This is a genomic window from Streptomyces sp. NPDC014006 (assembly GCF_043088925.1).
Taxonomy (GTDB): Bacteria; Actinomycetota; Actinomycetes; order Streptomycetales; family Streptomycetaceae; genus Streptomyces.
Window position 1 is genome coordinate 342,463 of record NZ_JBICAJ010000001.1, and the last position, 15,393, is coordinate 357,855.

Annotated in this window: 15 protein-coding genes; 5 read left to right on the plus strand and 10 right to left on the minus strand. The window is 74.1% G+C overall.

Annotated features, from left to right (window positions below; translation table 11 throughout):
* Position 1: 1 nt before the first annotated feature.
* Complete coding sequence (locus ACF1GV_RS01555) at positions 2-1,213, minus strand: ROK family protein (RefSeq protein WP_391676856.1); 1,212 nt, start codon at positions 1,211-1,213, stop codon at positions 2-4.
* A gap of 264 nt (positions 1,214-1,477) precedes the next feature.
* Positions 1,478-2,572: a mechanosensitive ion channel family protein gene (locus ACF1GV_RS01560; protein ID WP_391676857.1), complete on the minus strand. Its 1,095-nt coding sequence runs from the start codon at positions 2,570-2,572 to the stop codon at positions 1,478-1,480.
* Between the two features lie 318 nt (positions 2,573-2,890).
* On the opposite strand from ACF1GV_RS01560, the gene ACF1GV_RS01565 reads away from it, so the two are divergent.
* Positions 2,891-3,427, plus strand: a complete 537-nt coding sequence (locus ACF1GV_RS01565; RefSeq protein WP_363264795.1) for an HNH endonuclease — start codon at positions 2,891-2,893, stop codon at positions 3,425-3,427.
* A gap of 280 nt (positions 3,428-3,707) precedes the next feature.
* Here the strand turns inward: ACF1GV_RS01565 and ACF1GV_RS01570 are convergent, their stop codons facing one another.
* The 7 genes from ACF1GV_RS01570 to ACF1GV_RS01600 all read right to left on the minus strand — a co-directional run bounded on the left by ACF1GV_RS01570 (position 3,708) and on the right by ACF1GV_RS01600 (position 9,943).
* On the minus strand, positions 3,708-5,126 hold the full coding sequence (locus ACF1GV_RS01570; protein ID WP_391678441.1) for an ABC transporter permease: 1,419 nt from the start codon (positions 5,124-5,126) through the stop codon (positions 3,708-3,710).
* Between the two features lie 14 nt (positions 5,127-5,140).
* Positions 5,141-5,839 carry an ABC transporter ATP-binding protein gene (locus tag ACF1GV_RS01575; RefSeq protein ID WP_391676858.1) on the minus strand — a complete coding sequence of 233 codons (699 nt, stop codon included), beginning with the start codon at positions 5,837-5,839 and terminating at the stop codon, positions 5,141-5,143.
* Positions 5,836-6,369, minus strand: a complete 534-nt coding sequence (locus ACF1GV_RS01580; protein WP_391676859.1) for a PadR family transcriptional regulator — start codon at positions 6,367-6,369, stop codon at positions 5,836-5,838. The genes ACF1GV_RS01575 and ACF1GV_RS01580 overlap by 4 nt, the downstream gene beginning before the upstream one ends.
* Positions 6,370-6,476: 107 nt before the next feature.
* Positions 6,477-6,728, minus strand: coding sequence for a hypothetical protein (locus tag ACF1GV_RS01585; RefSeq protein ID WP_363264791.1), 252 nt, complete (start codon positions 6,726-6,728; stop codon positions 6,477-6,479).
* Positions 6,729-6,784: 56 nt separating this feature from the next.
* Entirely contained in the window at positions 6,785-8,866 is a 2,082-nt protein-coding gene (gene malQ, locus ACF1GV_RS01590; protein ID WP_391676861.1) for a 4-alpha-glucanotransferase, read from the minus strand.
* Positions 8,867-9,139 (minus strand): hypothetical protein, encoded by a 273-nt coding sequence (locus ACF1GV_RS01595; RefSeq protein WP_363264789.1) that lies wholly within the window; start codon positions 9,137-9,139, stop codon positions 8,867-8,869.
* Between the two features lie 216 nt (positions 9,140-9,355).
* On the minus strand, positions 9,356-9,943 hold the full coding sequence (locus tag ACF1GV_RS01600) for a TetR family transcriptional regulator (RefSeq protein WP_391676863.1): 588 nt from the start codon (positions 9,941-9,943) through the stop codon (positions 9,356-9,358).
* 142 nt (positions 9,944-10,085) lie between these two features.
* Between ACF1GV_RS01600 and ACF1GV_RS01605 the strand changes: the two genes are divergently transcribed.
* Entirely contained in the window at positions 10,086-11,528 is a 1,443-nt protein-coding gene (locus ACF1GV_RS01605) for an FAD-dependent monooxygenase (RefSeq protein WP_391676865.1), read from the plus strand.
* A gap of 9 nt (positions 11,529-11,537) precedes the next feature.
* Here ACF1GV_RS01605 and ACF1GV_RS01610 read toward each other — a convergent pair whose 3' ends face one another.
* Positions 11,538-12,077: a MarR family winged helix-turn-helix transcriptional regulator gene (locus ACF1GV_RS01610; RefSeq protein WP_391676867.1), complete on the minus strand. Its 540-nt coding sequence runs from the start codon at positions 12,075-12,077 to the stop codon at positions 11,538-11,540.
* Positions 12,078-12,200: 123 nt separating this feature from the next.
* On the opposite strand from ACF1GV_RS01610, the gene ACF1GV_RS01615 reads away from it, so the two are divergent.
* The 3 genes from ACF1GV_RS01615 to ACF1GV_RS01625 are packed head-to-tail and all read left to right on the plus strand — an operon-like array spanning position 12,201 to position 15,358.
* Positions 12,201-13,466 carry an MFS transporter gene (locus ACF1GV_RS01615; RefSeq protein WP_391676868.1) on the plus strand — a complete coding sequence of 422 codons (1,266 nt, stop codon included), beginning with the start codon at positions 12,201-12,203 and terminating at the stop codon, positions 13,464-13,466.
* An 18-nt stretch (positions 13,467-13,484) separates the two neighbouring features.
* On the plus strand, positions 13,485-14,414 hold the full coding sequence (locus ACF1GV_RS01620; protein WP_391676869.1) for an EamA family transporter: 930 nt from the start codon (positions 13,485-13,487) through the stop codon (positions 14,412-14,414).
* 26 nt (positions 14,415-14,440) lie between these two features.
* A complete protein-coding gene (locus ACF1GV_RS01625) occupies positions 14,441-15,358 on the plus strand; it encodes a DMT family transporter (RefSeq protein ID WP_391676871.1) in 918 nt (305 codons plus the stop codon).
* Positions 15,359-15,393 lie beyond the last annotated feature (35 nt).

Sequence of the window (15,393 nt, forward strand, 5' to 3'; positions counted from 1 at the left end):
GCTAGCGCGAGGTGTCGAAGACCTCGTCGCGGGTGACGGTCAGCGCGCGCTCCAGCGCGCCGCGCAGGACGGGCTGGTCGGTGACCTCACCGACCACGAGCCGGGGCCGGGAGGCGGCCAGCTCCTGCAGCTCGTCCTCGATCAGGGCACGCAGCACCTCGCCGCCGCTGGTGAGCGAGGCGCCGGAGAGCACGACCAGCTCGGGGTCGAGCACGGAGACCAGCGAGGCGAGACCGGTGGCCAGCCGGGTGGCGTACGTCTGCAGCAGCAGCCGGCCCAGCACGGTCTCCTCGGCGGCGGCCCGGGCCACCAGCGCCGCCGCGGCCTCCTCGTTCGGCCCGGACGGGACGTCGCTCATGCCGAGTTCGCGGGCGAGCTGGGGGACGGCCTGGGAGCCGGCCAGCTCCTGGTAGCCACCGCTGTTGGCTTTCCTCACCCCACGCACCAGCGGGGTGCCGGGCACCGGAAGGAAACCCACCTCTCCCGCGCCGCCGGTGAAGCCGCGGTGCAGCCGGCCGCCGAGGACCAGTGCGGCGCCCAGGCCCTCCTGGTTCCACAGCAGCACGAAGTCCTCGTGCCCGCGGGCGGCGCCCAGACGCTGCTCGGCGAGCGCGACGAGGTTGACGTCGTTCTCGTACTCCACCGGCATCGGCAGCGCGGCCGCGAGTTCGTCGAGCAGGGTGGGGGAGTGCCAGCCCGGCAGGTGGGAGGCGTAGCGCAGCCGGCCGGTGCCCGGGTCGAAGGCGCCGGGGGTGCCGATGACGAGCCGGTGGACGTCGGAGCGGGCCAGCCCGGCGGCCTTGACGGCGCCGTCGAGGGCGTCGGTGACCTGCTGGGCGACGGGCTGCGCGGGGCGCCGGCCGGGCGTGGCGAGCTCGTAGCGCCCGACAGCGCGCCCGGTGATGTCGGCGACGGCGGCCCGGATGCGGCCCGGGGTGACGTCGAGGCCGGCGGCGTGGGCGGCGCGGGGGTTGACCTCGTACAGCTGGGCGTTGGGGCCCGGGCGGCCCTCGGCCCTGCCGGTGGCCAGCACCAGCCCGGCTGCCTCCAGACGGGCCAGAAGCTGGGAGGCGGTCGGCTTCGACAGGCCGGTGAGCTTGCCGATGCGGGTACGGGAGAGCGGGCCGTGCTCCAGCAGCAGGTCCAGGGCGGCACGGTCGTTCATGGCGCGCAGCACGCGCGGGGTGCCCGGCGTACCGGCGGTTCCTGCCATGGGGTGCGCACCTGCCTTTCCAGCGGGACAGCCTTCCAGTGCGCGGGGAGGGCTGTCCACCCGGCTACGGCACTGTTAGGAAAGTTTCCTATCGTCCGTCAGGAACGTAAGCCCGCCGTCAAGGGGCCGTCAAGACACGGCACCCCCGCGGCAACGGAGTCGTTACCTGCGGGGGCGTCGGGGAAGAGGCGCGGGCGCGCCGGGGAAGAGCCGAGTGGGGCGTCGGCGACGCGTTGCGCGGCGTCGGCGACGAGCCGTGGGCGGTTACTTCGAACTGCTCGGCGGCGGGACGAGCGGCGTGGCCGCCTGGGCCTGCGCGGAGGTGGAGTTGGCGAACGCGGACGGGGCGGCGACCGAGGCCGACGGGTCCGGAACCTCATCCTCCGCGGGAGCCGTCGCACCGCCGACGATGCGGATGTCGGCGGCGTCGAAGGCGCGCTTGATGCGCCAGCGCAGCTCCCGCTCCACCGTGAGGGACTTGCCCGGCATGGTCCGGGCGGAGACCCGGACGACCATGGAGTCGATCAGCAGGCTGTCCAGGCCGAGCACCTGGATCGGGCTCCACAGCAGCTCGTTCCAGGGTTCTTCCTTGCCCATCGTCTCGGCGACCGCGTCGAGGGTGGCCTTCACCCGGTCCAGGTCCTCCGACGTCTTGACGGTGACGTCCACCCCGGCCGTCGCCCAGCCCTGCGAGAGGTTGCCGATGCGCTTGACCTCGCCGTTGCGGACGTACCAGATCTCGCCGTTGTCGCCGCGCAGCTTCGTCACGCGCAGGCCGACCTCGATCACCTCGCCCGACGCGACACCCGCGTCGATCGTGTCGCCGACCCCGTACTGGTCCTCCAGGATCATGAACACGCCGGACAGGAAGTCCGTGACCAGGTTGCGCGCGCCGAAACCGATCGCCACGCCCGCGACACCGGCGGAGGCCAGCAGCGGGGCGAGATTGATGTCGAAGGTGGCCAGCACCATCAGCGCGGCGGTGCCGAGGATCAGGAACGACGCCACCGACCTCAGCACCGAGCCGATCGCCTGCGAGCGCTGGCGGCGGCGCTCGGCGTTCACCAGCAGGCCGCCGAGCGCGGTGCCGTCCACCGCCTGGACCGTACGGGTCATCCGGTCGATGAGCTTGGTGATCGCCCGCCGCACCGCCACCCGCAGCACCGTCGCGATCACCAGGATCAGCAGCACGCGCAGGCCGATCGCGAGCCACGTCGACCAGTTCTGCTCGATCCAGCTCGCCGCGTTCGTCGCGCTCTCCTGCGCGTCCTGGAGCGTGGGAACGGTCACCGACGGCGTCTGGGAACCGGACGGCGACGGCGAGGGACCGGCGGCCAGTAGGACGGCGGGCAAGGACACGGCGGATACCTCCAGGTGCAGCGGTCTGCCCCCGGGCACGGGACGGTGGTCCCGGTCGTCAAGGTCACGGAAAGGTCACCGGAGGGCAGGAGCACCACACTAACGGGGCATGGTGTGTGCATCCGCCGGATGCCGCAAGGAGAGACCGTGCTCACCTGGGCTTGAACCGGTCGCGGCCCGGGGGATGAACCAGATGTGGTCGAAAACACTCCCAGCCCGTTACCGGGACATGGTGGCGCCGCCACCAGGCATGAGGGGAGACTGACTACGGATCGTCCCGGCGCGAGCCACGCGCCGCCGGCGTACAAGGAGGCATCCGTGCCGCATGTCCTGGTCCTCAACGCGTCGTACGAGCCGCTCGGCGTCGTACCGCTCCGCCGCGCGCTCGTCCTCGTCCTCGAGAACAAGGCAGTCTGCCTCGAGGAGTCCGGCGCCTTTCTGCACAGCGCAACCGTCACCGTCCCCGCACCCAGCGTGGTCCGGCTCAAGCGATTCGTGCGGGTTCCCTACCGGGGGCCCGTTCCTCTGACCCGTCGGGCGCTGTTCGCCCGGGACGGGGGCCGGTGCATGTACTGCGGTGGCGTCGCAACCAGCGTCGACCACGTCATCCCGCGCTCGCGCGGTGGCAAGCACGTCTGGGACAACGTGGTGGCCTCCTGCCGCCGCTGCAACCACGTCAAGGCCGACCGCCACCTGATCGAACTGGGCTGGCGGCTGCGCCACAAACCGGCGCCGCCGACCGGGCTGGCCTGGCGCATCATCGGCACGGGCCACAGGGATCCACGCTGGCTGCCCTACCTGCAGCCGTTCGGCGCGGACGACGCCCTGGCCCGGATCGACGGCATCTCCGCCTGACCCCGATCCGGGCCTCGCCCGTCCACCGGCCGCAAGCCGCCACCCGACGGCACCGACCGTCCTGGCGGTACCGGCCGTCCTGGCGGTGCCGGCCGCCCCGGCGGGGTCGGACGCCGCCGGGGCGGCCGGCATCCGGGCCGGGCCGCCGCCCCGGGAGTCCCCTGCGCCCCCGGGACGGCCGCTCGGGCGGCCCATCCGCACGGCGGCGGCCCGGCGTGCCGCCGGGCCGTGCCCTGCCCTCGCGATCACGCGTACCGGCCGACCGCGCGCTGCCCGGCCGTCACACGTAGCGCAGCTGGGCCGGGTCGGCCGTGCGTCGCAGCAGCGGTAGAGCCGTGGCCGCCGCCAGCAGGCACACGGCGTAGACGGCCACCGGCACCAGCAGCGCCGCGTACGGCACCGTGGGGGCACCCGGGCCGGTGGTGAGCGCGGCGTACCAGGTGCCGACCGTCATGCCGCCCGCGCCCGCCAGGAGCACCGCCGGAGCGAGCGGCAGCGCCGTCTCCAGCAACAACGCGCGTCCGAGCACCGCGCGCGGCACACCGGCCGCCGTCTGCGCGGCCAGGCCCCGGCGCCGGGTGGCCACCGACTCGGCGGTGCCGACGGCCAGGCCGGACAGGGTGATCACCAGGGCGACGGCGAGTGCGGCGGCGGTGAGGTTCAGGCCGCCGGTGTAGTACCCGACGCCCGATCCGAGGCTGCCCTCCCGGCTCATCCGGCGCAGCTCGGCCAGCAGCGCCTGCCGCACGCCGACGAAGCCGGTGCCGGCCACCGTCACCAGCAGCACCGCGGCATGGGTCCGCGCCGCCGCCCACGGGTCGTCCCGCAGCCGCTCCGCCGCGATCAGCGCCGCCGCCGACCGCGCACGCGGGGCGAGCAGCCGTCCCGTCAGCCGGGCCGTGGCACCGCTCAGCCACACCGCTCCCGCACCCACCGCGAGAAGCAGCCCGGACACCAGCAGCGGCCCCTCGGCGTACGCCCGCCACGGCGATGTGCCGCCCGTGCCCGTCACGGCCGCGACGGCCATCAGCGCCACCAGCGCCGGCCCGGCCAGGAACGCCAGGGCCGGACCGCGCCCGGTGCGCTGCCGCACCCGCCGCACCCAGCCCAGCGGCGAGGCCACCACCCGGCGCAGCGCCAGGGCTCCCGCCCCCGCTCCCAGCACCGGCACCCCGACCGCCACCACGACGACCGCGGCCCAGACCCGGGCGGGCGCGTCCGTCCAGCCCGCCGCCAGCACCGGCACGGCGACGGCCGTCACGAGCACCGAGCCCAGCAGACAGGCCAGACCCGTCTCCAGCGCCGCGATCCGGCGCACCTGCCCCGCAGTCGCCCCGGCCAGCCGCAGCCCCGCCAGCCGCCGGTCGCGGTGCACGGCGCCGATCCGGGCGCACTGTCCGAGGAATCCCAGCACCGGCACCAGCAGCAGGAGCAGAGCGACGATCACCCCCGAGCGGGTGCCCGGCTGGTTCAGCAGACCCCCGCCCATGGGCACGTCATGCCCGCCGCGCAGTCCGCCGAGGACGGCCGCCGCCAGCGCGAACGCCGTCGCCGGCACCGCCCCCAACGCGGTCAGGCCCCACCGCCACCACTCCCGCCGGTCCGACCCCCGCGTCAGCGCCCAGGCCAACCGCAGATCGGTCCCGAACCCGGGCGCGCCCCCGCGATCCCGCCGCGGATCCGTGCCCAGCCCCGCCATGGCCCCGTGGTCGCTCACGCGCTCACCCCCAGGCCCGAGACGGCGCCGTCGCTCAGCCGCACCTCACGGTCCGCGTAGGCTGCCGTCTGCGCGTCGTGCGTGATCAGCAGCACCGCCGCGCCCGTCTCCCGCGCGGTGTGCACCAGCGCCGTCATCACCTGCTCACTCGCCAGCGAGTCCAGCGCCCCCGTCGGCTCGTCCGCGAACACGATCCGCGGCCCCGTCACCAGCGCCCGCGCCAGCGCCGCCCGCTGCGCCTGACCGCCACTCAGCTCACCGGGGCGCAGCTCGCCCTGCCCGCACACCCCGAACCGCTCCAGCCACGCGCCCGCTCGCTCCCGGGCCGCCGTCCGCGCGAGGCCCCCCAGCAGCAGGGGCAGCGCCACGTTGTCCAGCACGGTCAGCTCCGGGATCAGCTGCGCGAACTGGAACACCACCCCGAACTCCGTCCGCCGCAGCTCACCGAGCCGTCGCTCCGGCTGTTGCTCCAGACGCCGGCCGTCGTAGACCACCGACCCCGCGTCGGGCCGGACGATCCCGGCCAGACAGTGCAGCAGCGTGGACTTGCCGCTGCCACTCGCCCCGGTCACCGCGAGGATCTCCCCGGCGTGCAGCTCGAGACCGGCGCCACGCAGGGCCGGTGTCCTGCCGTACGTCTTGACCAGGTCACGGGCCGCCAGCAGCGCCGCCGTGTCTTCCCCCTTGGCGTTCATGCCGTGTCGACCTCCGCGGTCAGATGGGTGAGCCGGTCCGCGGTGGTGGTCATCCAGCGGAGGTCGGCGTCGAGGTGGTTGAGGGCGTAGTCCGCCGATAGCACGCTCGCCAGGTCGGCGCCCGGCGCGGTCTTCACGGCCGTCAGCTCCCGCATCCGGGCCATGTGCGCGGCGCGCTGCGCCCGCAGATAGGCCGCCGGGTCGCCGCCGGACAGGATCGCCACGACCACCTTGGCGAAGATCTCGTTCGCGACGAACGGCGCCGGCGGCGCGACCTCGGCCGCCCAGCGGGCCAGCTCGGCCTCGCCGTCCGGGGTCGCCCGGTACGTCGTGCGCTCGGGACCGCCGTCGGAGTCGGTGCCCTCCACGGCCGCGAGACCGTCGCGGACCAGGCGTTGCAGGGTCGTGTAGACCTGCCCGTAGGCGAGGGGGCGGCCCTGCGGGAAGCGCTCGTCGTGGCGTCGCTTGAGGTCGTAGCCATGGCCCGGCCCGGAAGCGAGCAGCCCCAGCAGGACGTGGCGGGTGCTCATGCAGATCAGTATGTACTCGCTACATGTACTGAGTGAATAGTGGCCCGAAAAAAGGCCATGCGAAAACCCGGCCGCGGAGTGCGGCCGGGTTTTTCACGGGGCGTTCGTCAGACGCGCGCCTTCGGCTTCGACACGCGGATCTTGGAGCGGTCCAGGACCATCACCAGGCCCGTGATCACCGCGAAGATCACCAGCGGGGTGAACACGTACAGGCCCAGCGTCTCACCGACACTGAGGCCCTTGCCGGGGTCGTCACCGTCGTCGCGCGTCAGCGCGAGCGCGGGAGACGACATGAGCAGCATCATCAGCGTCGTACCGGCGGCCAGGGCGCCGGCGCGCAGGGCGTTCTTCTTGTCCACGGTGCCAAAGTAGCGAACGCCTCCGAGGGCCGCGCGGCCGGGGTGCCGTACGGGGCTCACGGCTCGGCCCGCACCGCCTCGATCAGCGCGCGCAGCCGCGGCGAGGCGGCCAGTTCCTCCAGTGTCACCGGCCGGCCCGTCGCGTCCGCGACCGGCAGCCGCCAGTTGGGGTACTGGTCCCAGGTTCCCGGCAGGTTCTGCGGGCGCCGGTCCCCGACGCCGTCCGGCAGCCACACCCCGACCAGCCGGGCCGGTGTGCGCCGCAGGAACCGGTGCACCGCCTGGATCTCCGCCTCCTCCGACGACACGTCGGTACCGCCTGCCCCGCGCAGCATCCCCAGCCGGGCCAGCACCGCCAGCCACTCGCCGGTGTCCGCCGCCGCCTCCTCCCGCTCCACCTCCAGCGGACGCGTCAGCAGGCCCAGCCGCTCCCGCAGGTCCACGTGCTCACCTGTGAGCCGGGCCGCAGTCGGCGGCAGATCGTGCGTCGTCGCCGTCGCCAGACAGTCCGCGCGCCAGCGCTCCGGCGGCAGCGGACGCCCGTCGCCCGTCCAGTCCCGCTCGAACCACAGCACCGACGTGCCCAGCACCCCGCGCTGACGCAGCGCCTCGCGCACCCCGGGCTCCACCGTGCCGAGGTCCTCGCCGACCACCACCGCGCCGGCCCGGGACGCCTCCAGCACCAGCACCGCCAGCATCGCCTCGGCGTCGTAGCGGACGTACGCGCCTTCCGTCGGCGCCTCGCCCTGCGGCACCCACCACAGCCGGAACAGCCCCATCACATGGTCGATGCGCAGCGCCCCCGCGTACCGGAACAGCGACCGCAGCAGATCCCGGTAAGGCGCGTACCCCGACGCGGCCAGCCGGTCCGGCCGCCACGGCGGCAGCCCCCAGTCCTGCCCGCGCGCGTTGAACGCGTCCGGCGGCGCCCCCACCGACATCCCCGCGGCGAAGAACTCCTGCTGCGCCCACGCGTCCGCGCCCTGCGGATGCACCCCGACCGCCAGGTCGTGCACCACGCCCACGTCCATCCCGGCGTCCCGCGCCGCCCGCTGCGCGGCCCGCAGCTGGGCGTCGGTCAGCCAGGCGAGATTGCTGTGGAAGTCCACCCGGTCCCTCAGCTCCGCACGCGCGTGTGCCGTCTCGGCCGACCGGGGATCGCGCAGCTCCTCAGGCCAGTGGCTCCAGTCCGAGCCGTGCACCTCCGCCAGCGCGCACCACGTCGCGTGGTCCTCCAGGGCCTGCCCCTGCTCGGCGAGGAAGTCGGCGTAGGCGGCCCGCCGGCCCGGACCGAGCGGCACCTGCCGCACCGTCTCCAGAGCGGCGCGCTTCAGCTCCCACACCGCGTCCCGGTCGATCAGCGCGCCCTTGTCCAGCACCGCCTCGCGCAGCCCCGCCGCCCGCTGGAGCAGACCGTGCAGAGCGCCGTGGTCGTCGGCGTAGGCGTACTCCGGGACGTCCTCCACCCGCAGATGCACCGGGTCGGGGAAGCGGCGGGACGACGGCCGGTACGGCGAGGGGTCGGTCGGCGCGCCCGGTACGGCCGCATGCAACGGGTTGACCTGCACGAACCCGGCGCCCAGCGCCCGCCCCGCCCAGGCCGCCAGTTCGCCGAGGTCACCGAGGTCGCCCATGCCCCACGAGCGCCGGGACAGCAGCGAGTACAGCTGCACCAGCAGTCCGTACGAGCGGGCGGTGGGCGTGGGCAGCCGGGGCGGGGCCACGACGAGGTGCGCGCTCGCCCGGCGGCCGTCGGGCGCGGTGGCGGTCAGCCGGTGCACACCGTGCGGCAGCACGTGCAGGTCGGGACGCGTCTCGCCCTGCTCGGTGAACAGCTCGACCTGAGTGCCCGGCGGCAGTGCGGCCAGGGTCTCGGGGACGGCGCCGTCCCAGCTCACCAGCGTCGGCGGCAGCAGCTGTTCGGCCAGCTCCCGCTCCCGCGCGGCGAGCGCGGCGGCCACGGCCGCGGGGCTGCTCGCGTCCACCCCGAGGGCGCCGAGCACGCGGACGAGCGCGGCCGGCGACGCGGCCACCGTGCGGTCCGGGGAGGGCTGGTAGGAGGGCGCCACGCCGTGCAGTTCGGCGAGGCGCGCCAGGTCGGGGTCCGGGGCGGCGGCGTGCGGCGCGGGTGCGGTCATCTACGGCCTCGTGGTGCCGGGGTCCAGGGACGCGTCGGACTCGCTGGTGAGCGGCGCCGCGTCGGACAGGGGCGGCTCACTGGTCAGGGGTTCGGCGTCGGGCAGGGGAGGTTCGCTGGTCAGCGGGGCCTCGACGCAGGCGCTCTCGGCACTGAAGACGCAGGCCAGAGCGGTGTCGTACTCGATGTCCGGGGGCGGAGCCTGGCGGGGCAGTGCGGCCTCCGGCCCGGGTTTGGACAGGGCCGAGAGCAGAAGGTGTGCCGATGCGGCCACAGGGGTCTCCTTGTCGCGTGCGCCGGGTGCGGCGTCGGAACGGGTTACCGCAGCCCTACCCAGCGGGCGCGACGGCAGACGTCCCCGGTACGAAGGACGCCGAGATCGACGGTTTCCCCGCCCATGCCTACGCCTATGTATACGCCACAGACCCGGGCATACGAGTCAATGCGCCCCTTGCCGGCATCGCACGGGTCGCGGCGGGTCCGCGGCGGGTCACGGGTGCGGCGCGGTCAGGTACCGCTGCACGGTCGGCGCCAGCCAGGCCACGACCTCCTCGCGGGCCAGTGCGACGGCCGGCTCCAGCCGCAGGACGAAGCGGGTGAGCGCGAGGCCGAGCATCTGGCTGGCGACCAGCGCCGCACGGGCCGGGGTCTGCTCGGGATCGGGGCAGATTTGGCGGGCGACCGGGAGGAACTGGTCGCGGAAGATGCCCTGCATCCGCTCGGCGCCGGCGGGGTTGGTGACGCCCACCCGCAGCATGGCGGTCAGCTCCTCGTTCTCCTCCCACAGGCCGAGGAAGTGGCGCACCAGCGCCTGCCCGACCTCACCGCGCGGCAGCCGGGACACGTCCGGCAGCCGCAGATCGATCGCCACGGCCGCCGCGAACAGGCCGTCCTTGCTGCCGAAGTAGCGCATCACCATCGACGGATCGATGCGGGCGTCCTTGGCGATGGCCCGGATGGTGGCCCGCTCGTATCCGTCGGCGGCGAACCGCTCGCGGGCGGCGGCGAGGATGGCGGCCCGGGTGGCGTCGGAGCGCGGGGTGCCGGGGCGGGGCGTGCCGGAGGTGCTTGCTTGCATGTCAACGAGCGTAGGCCAACACCCGTTGGCCAACAAGCGTTGACAGCCCAGAGGCTCGGCTCTACGTTGGTCAACGAGCGTTGGTCAACAAGCGTTGGCCAACAAGCGTTGGTGAGTGAGCGCAGGCGCCCAGGAGGCCCCCATGAACGGCACCACGGGAAAGATCGTCGTCGTCGGCTCCGGCCCCACCGGCCTGCTCCTGGCCGGTGACCTGGCCGCCGCCAAAGTCCCCGTCACCCTCGTCGAGAAGCGCCCGCGCAAGATCAGCAACCTCTCCCGCGCCTTCGTCCTGCATGCCCGCACCCTGGAGCAGCTCGACGCCCGTGGACTCGCCGACGGCCTGGAAGCCGTCGGCCGCCCCCTGGACCGTCTCCGCCTCTTCGGCCGCCTCACCGTCGACCTCGCCGGTCTCCCCTCCCGCTTCAACCACCTGCTGGTCATCCCGCAGTACGAGGTGGAGAAGGCCCTTCAGGAGCGGGCCGTCGCGGCGGGCGTGGACTTCCGGTACGAGACGGAGCTGACCGGCCTCACCCAGGACGCGGACGGTGTGACGGCCGAGGTCCGCACCGCGACCGGCGCCGGCGAGGAACTCCGGGCGGCGTACGTCGTCGGCACCGACGGTATGCGCAGTGCCGTACGCGCGGCCCTCGGCCTGTCCTTCCCCGGCCGCAGTGCGATCCGCTCGGTCGTGCTGGCCGACGTACGGCTGGCCGAGGAGCCGGCGAACGTGCTGACGGTCAACGCCGTCGGCGACGCGTTCGCCTTCCTCGCGCCGTTCGGCGACGGCTACCACCGGGTCATCGGCTGGCACCGGGGCCGCAACGTCCCCGACGACACGCCCCTCGACCTGGCGGAGGTCAAGGAGATCACCCGGCTCGCCCTCGGCCGGGACTACGGGATGCACGACGCACGCTGGATGTCGCGCTTCCACAGCGACGAACGCCAGGCGCCCGCCTACCGCGTGGGCCGGGTCTTCCTCGCCGGGGACGCCGCGCACGTGCACACCCCGGCCGGCGGCCAGGGCATGAACACCGGACTGCAGGACGCGGCCAACCTCGGCTGGAAGCTCGCCCAGGTGCTGCACGGCCACGCCCCGGACGCCCTGCTGGACACCTACCAGAGCGAACGCCACCCCGTCGGCAGGTCCGTGCTGCGCAGCAGCGGCGGCATCGTCCGCCTGGCGATGGCCAAGCGCCCCTGGACCCTCGCCCTGCGCGCCGCGCTGACCGTCCTGCTCGACCACACCGCGCCCGCCCGTCGCCGCGCCGTCGGCCAGATCACCGGCATCGGTTACCGCTACCCCGCGCCGCGCGGCGCCCACCCCCTGACCGGCACGCGCGTACCCGATGTCGCCCTCGCCGGCGGCGGCCGCCTGAACGAGGCCCTGCGCGACGGCCGCTTCGTCCTGATCACCCCGGACGCCCACGACCCCGGCGCCACCCGCAAGGACCGCCTGACGGTCACCCACTGGGCGAGCGCCCGCCGCACCGCCCTCCTGGTCCGCCCCGACGGCTATGCGGCCTGGGCCTCGGACGAGCCGTCCCCGACGGGGATCGAAGCCGCGCTCGCGGCCCACGTGGGCTGAGCGCGCCGGTCAGCTCCCCGATCGCTGCGTCCCCGCCAGCAACTCCCGCAACAGGTCGGCCAGGTGGCCGGCCTGTTCCTCGTCGAGGGCCGCCGACACGGCCTCCGTCTGGACGGCGAGGCCCGCGCCGACGGCTTCGTCGATCAGGCGCAGGCCCTCGTCGGTCAGTGTCACCTGCAGCCCGCGGCGGTCGTGCGGGTCGGGGGAGCGGCGCAGCAGGCCGGCGCGCTCCAGCTTGTCGAGGCGGCCGGTCATGCCGCCGGTGGTGAGCATCAGCGTCGCCGAGAGCTGGCGCGGTGAGAGGGTGTACGGCTCGCCCGCGCGGCGCAGCGTGGCCAGCACGTCGAACTCGCCACGGGAGATCCCGAACGGGGTGTACGCCTTCTCCATGCGGTCGCCCATGGTCCGCGCGAGCCGGTAGATGCGGCCGAAGACCTCCATCGCGCGGGTGTCGAGGTCGGGCCGCACGGCGGCCCACTGCTCGATGATCGTGTCGACCGGGTCCCGGGGGGCCGGTGGCAGAGAGCCCGGCTGAGGCTTCGCAGTCATGGGCCGAAGTATCCGCATCACACCGATGGGTTGCAAGAAAGTAGCTCTGCTCTAAGTAGCTTGACTATAAGTAGCTTATGACTAAGCTATTTCCTGCCAAGCAAGCCACGAGGGGGTACCGCCGTGAAGAAGCCGGATCGTCAACCGGGCCAGTGGGCCCTGCCCGTCGCCGCCGCCGTCAACGGTGTCGGTACCGGTCTGTACGTGCCCTTCACGCTGGTGTTCTTCCACAGCGTGACCGGACTGTCCTTCACCGTCGTCGGCGCCGTCCTCACCGCCACCGGGCTCATCGGCCTCGGAGCGCTCCCGCTCGCCGGGGCGGCCGTCGACCGGTACGGCGCCAAGCGCGTGCAGTACGTGCTGTACGGCGTGCGGGTCGCCGGGTTCGCGCTGTACCCCTTCGCCCACGCCCTGCCCGCGTTCGCCGCCGTCGCCCTGGTCACGGCGGCGGCCGACCGCGCCTTCCCCGCAGCACAGCAGGCCCTGGTCGGCGAGGTGGCCCGCGGCGCGGACCGAGACCGGCTGCAGGCGGCCACCCGCGCCCTGCAGAACGGCGGCAACGGCGCCGGCGCGCTCCTCGCCTCGCTGGTCATCGCCTTCGCGGGTCCCACCGGCTACACCTACACCGCCTGGGGCAACGCTCTGTCCTTCGCGCTGGCCGCGCTGCTGCTGCGCCCGCTGAAGCCGCTACGGTCCGCCACCACCCGGCGTCGCGCCGGGTACCGGATGGTCTTCGCCGACCGGCCGTTCCTCGTCGTGACCGGCGCCAACTTCCTCAATGCGCTCAGCTACTCGGCCCTGTCCATCCTCTTCCCGCTGTTCCTGCTGGAGTGGCTGCACGCGCCCGCCGCGCTCACCGGCTCCGCGTTCACGGTCAACACCGTGCTGTGCGCGCTGGCCGGCGTGTACGTCGGCAGCCGTGTACGGCGGGCCGGTGCCCGGCGCACCCGGGCCGCGGCCCTCGGCGGCACCCTGTTCTCGGCGGCCTTCGCCGCGCAGATCGTGCTCGGCACCCTGCGGCCCGCCTCCGGCCCGGTGCTCGGCACCGCCCTCACCGCCGTGATCGTCCTCTACACGCTCGGCGAGCTGATCCACAGTCCCGCCGCCGAGGTGCTCGCGGTGTCGGCGGCGCCCGAGGAGGCGCGCGGCCGCTACATGGCCGCCTACCAGATCTCCTGGTCGCTGGCGAAGGCCGTCGCGCCCTCCGTGTTCACCACCCTGTTCGCGGCGGACGGCCGGCTGCCCTGGGCGGTCCTGATCGCCACCTCGGCCGTCGCCGCCGCCCTGCTGATCCGCGTGGAGCGCCACCTGCCCGCCGAGGCCGTACGGCCCCGCCCGGCAACCGTCGTCCACGGCACCGCCACCGCCACCGCGCCGGCCGCGGCGTAACCCCCGGGAGACACAGCCATGTCCCGCGCCACCACCGTCCTGCTCACCGCTCTCGCCCCGGTGTCCTGGGGCACCACCTACGCCGTCACCAGCGAGTTCCTGCCGCCCGACCGTCCGCTGTTCACCGGCCTGATGCGGGCCCTGCCCGCCGGTCTGCTGCTGCTCGCCCTCACCCGGGTGCTGCCGCGCGGCACCTGGTGGGGCAAGGCGGCCGTGCTCGGCGCGCTGAACATCGGCGCCTTCTTCCCGCTGCTGTTCCTGTCCGCCTACCGGCTGCCCGGCGGCATGGCCGCGGTCGTCGGCTCGATCGGCCCGCTGTTCGTGGTCGGCCTGTCCGCGCTGCTGCTCGGGCAGCGGCCCACGGTCCGGTCCGTGGTCACGGGGGCCGCCGCCGCGTTCGGGGTGAGCCTGGTCGTCCTGAAGGCGGCCGGCGCGCTCGACACGGTCGGCGTGCTCGCCGCGCTCGCCTCCACCGCGTCGATGTCGGCCGGCACCGTCCTGACGAAGAAGTGGGGCCGCCCCGAAGGCGTAGGACCGCTGGCGCTGACCGGCTGGCAGCTGACGGCCGGCGGACTGCTGATCGCCCCGCTCGCCTTCCTCGTCGAGGGCGCCCCGCCCGCCCTGGACGCCCCGGCGGTCGGCGGCTACCTCTACCTGGCGCTCGCCAACACGGCCGTCGGCTACTGGCTGTGGTTCCGCGGCATCGGCCGCCTCAGCGCCACCCAGGTCACCTTCCTCGGCCCGCTCTCCCCACTGACCGCGGCGATCGTCGGATGGGCCGCGCTCGGCCAGAGCCTCACGCCCCTGCAACTGGCGGGCATGGCCCTGGCGTTCACCGCGACCCTCGCGGGCCAGCTGGGACACCGCGCTCCCCGACCGTTCAGCTCACCTGAACAAAACGCTCAGAAACTTTCGATGGACCTGACAAGCGCCACCCTGCGACGGTAGAGGCACCATCCCAGGAAGGGAGCTTCGTGACCGTCGCTGTCACCCGCACCGCCTCACCCCGCACCACCACGATCCCCAGGGCCGCCACCCTGGGGATCGCCTTCGCCGTCGTCGCCACCCTCATCTGGTCCGGCAGCTTCGTCGCCTCACGCGCCCTGGGCGAGACCGTGCCGCCCGTGCAGCACGCGTTCTGGCGCTGGGTGATCGCTCTTGGGGCGGTCGCCCCCTTCGGCGCCCGCGGCGCCTGGCGGCAACGGCACCTGATCCGCCGTCACCTCGGTTTCATCCTGCTCGCCTCGCTGCTCGGCATCACCGTCTACAACACCCTCGTCAACCAGGCCGGCGTGACCACCCCGGCCGCCAACATGGGCATGATCATGGCCGCATCACCGGTCCTGATGGCGGTCTACGAACGGGCGGGCGGCGTACGGCTCGGAGGGCGCCGCATCGCCGGACTGCTCCTGGCCTGCGCGGGCGTCCTGCTGCTCGTCGGCCGCGGCGGCACGGCCTCCTTCTCCACCGGCGACCTGTGGATGATCGCCGCCGCCTGCTGCTTCGGCTCCTACAGCGCCCTGCTGCGCCGCCGCCCCGCCGGCATCGACGGTACGGCCTTCCTGTTCACCACCTTCCTCCTCGGCACGGTGATGCTGCTCCCCGCACAGGCGGCCAGCGTGGCTGTGCAGGGCGGCTTCCCCCTGACCCCCGGCACCGTCCTGCCGCTCCTCTACGTCGGCGTGGCGTCCTCCGCCGTCGCCTTCTTCGCCTGGAACAAGGCGGTTTCGCTGGTCGGCGCGAGCCGCGCCGGAGTCGTCTACTACCTTCAGCCGGTGTGCGTGGCCCTGCTGTCCTGGGCGCTGCTCGGCGAGGCGATCGGCCCCTGCCAGGTGCTGTGCATGGCACTGATCCTCGGCGGCGTCATGCTGGGCGCCGCGTCCCGCCGCTGACCGCGGCCCCCCTCACCCGGCCGGATAGGTTGCCG

Coding starts and splice junctions, on each gene's coding strand:
- ACF1GV_RS01555 (WP_391676856.1), bottom strand. CDS start 1,213: ATGGCAGGAACCGCCGGTACGCCGGGCACCCCGCGCGTGCTGCGCGCC.
- ACF1GV_RS01570 (WP_391678441.1), bottom strand. CDS start 5,126: ATGGCGGGGCTGGGCACGGATCCGCGGCGGGATCGCGGGGGCGCGCCC.
- ACF1GV_RS01575 (WP_391676858.1), bottom strand. CDS start 5,839: ATGAACGCCAAGGGGGAAGACACGGCGGCGCTGCTGGCGGCCCGTGAC.
- ACF1GV_RS01580 (WP_391676859.1), bottom strand. CDS start 6,369: ATGAGCACCCGCCACGTCCTGCTGGGGCTGCTCGCTTCCGGGCCGGGC.
- malQ (WP_391676861.1), bottom strand. CDS start 8,866: ATGACCGCACCCGCGCCGCACGCCGCCGCCCCGGACCCCGACCTGGCG.
- ACF1GV_RS01600 (WP_391676863.1), bottom strand. CDS start 9,943: ATGCAAGCAAGCACCTCCGGCACGCCCCGCCCCGGCACCCCGCGCTCC.
- ACF1GV_RS01605 (WP_391676865.1), top strand. CDS start 10,086: ATGAACGGCACCACGGGAAAGATCGTCGTCGTCGGCTCCGGCCCCACC.
- ACF1GV_RS01610 (WP_391676867.1), bottom strand. CDS start 12,077: ATGACTGCGAAGCCTCAGCCGGGCTCTCTGCCACCGGCCCCCCGGGAC.
- ACF1GV_RS01620 (WP_391676869.1), top strand. CDS start 13,485: ATGTCCCGCGCCACCACCGTCCTGCTCACCGCTCTCGCCCCGGTGTCC.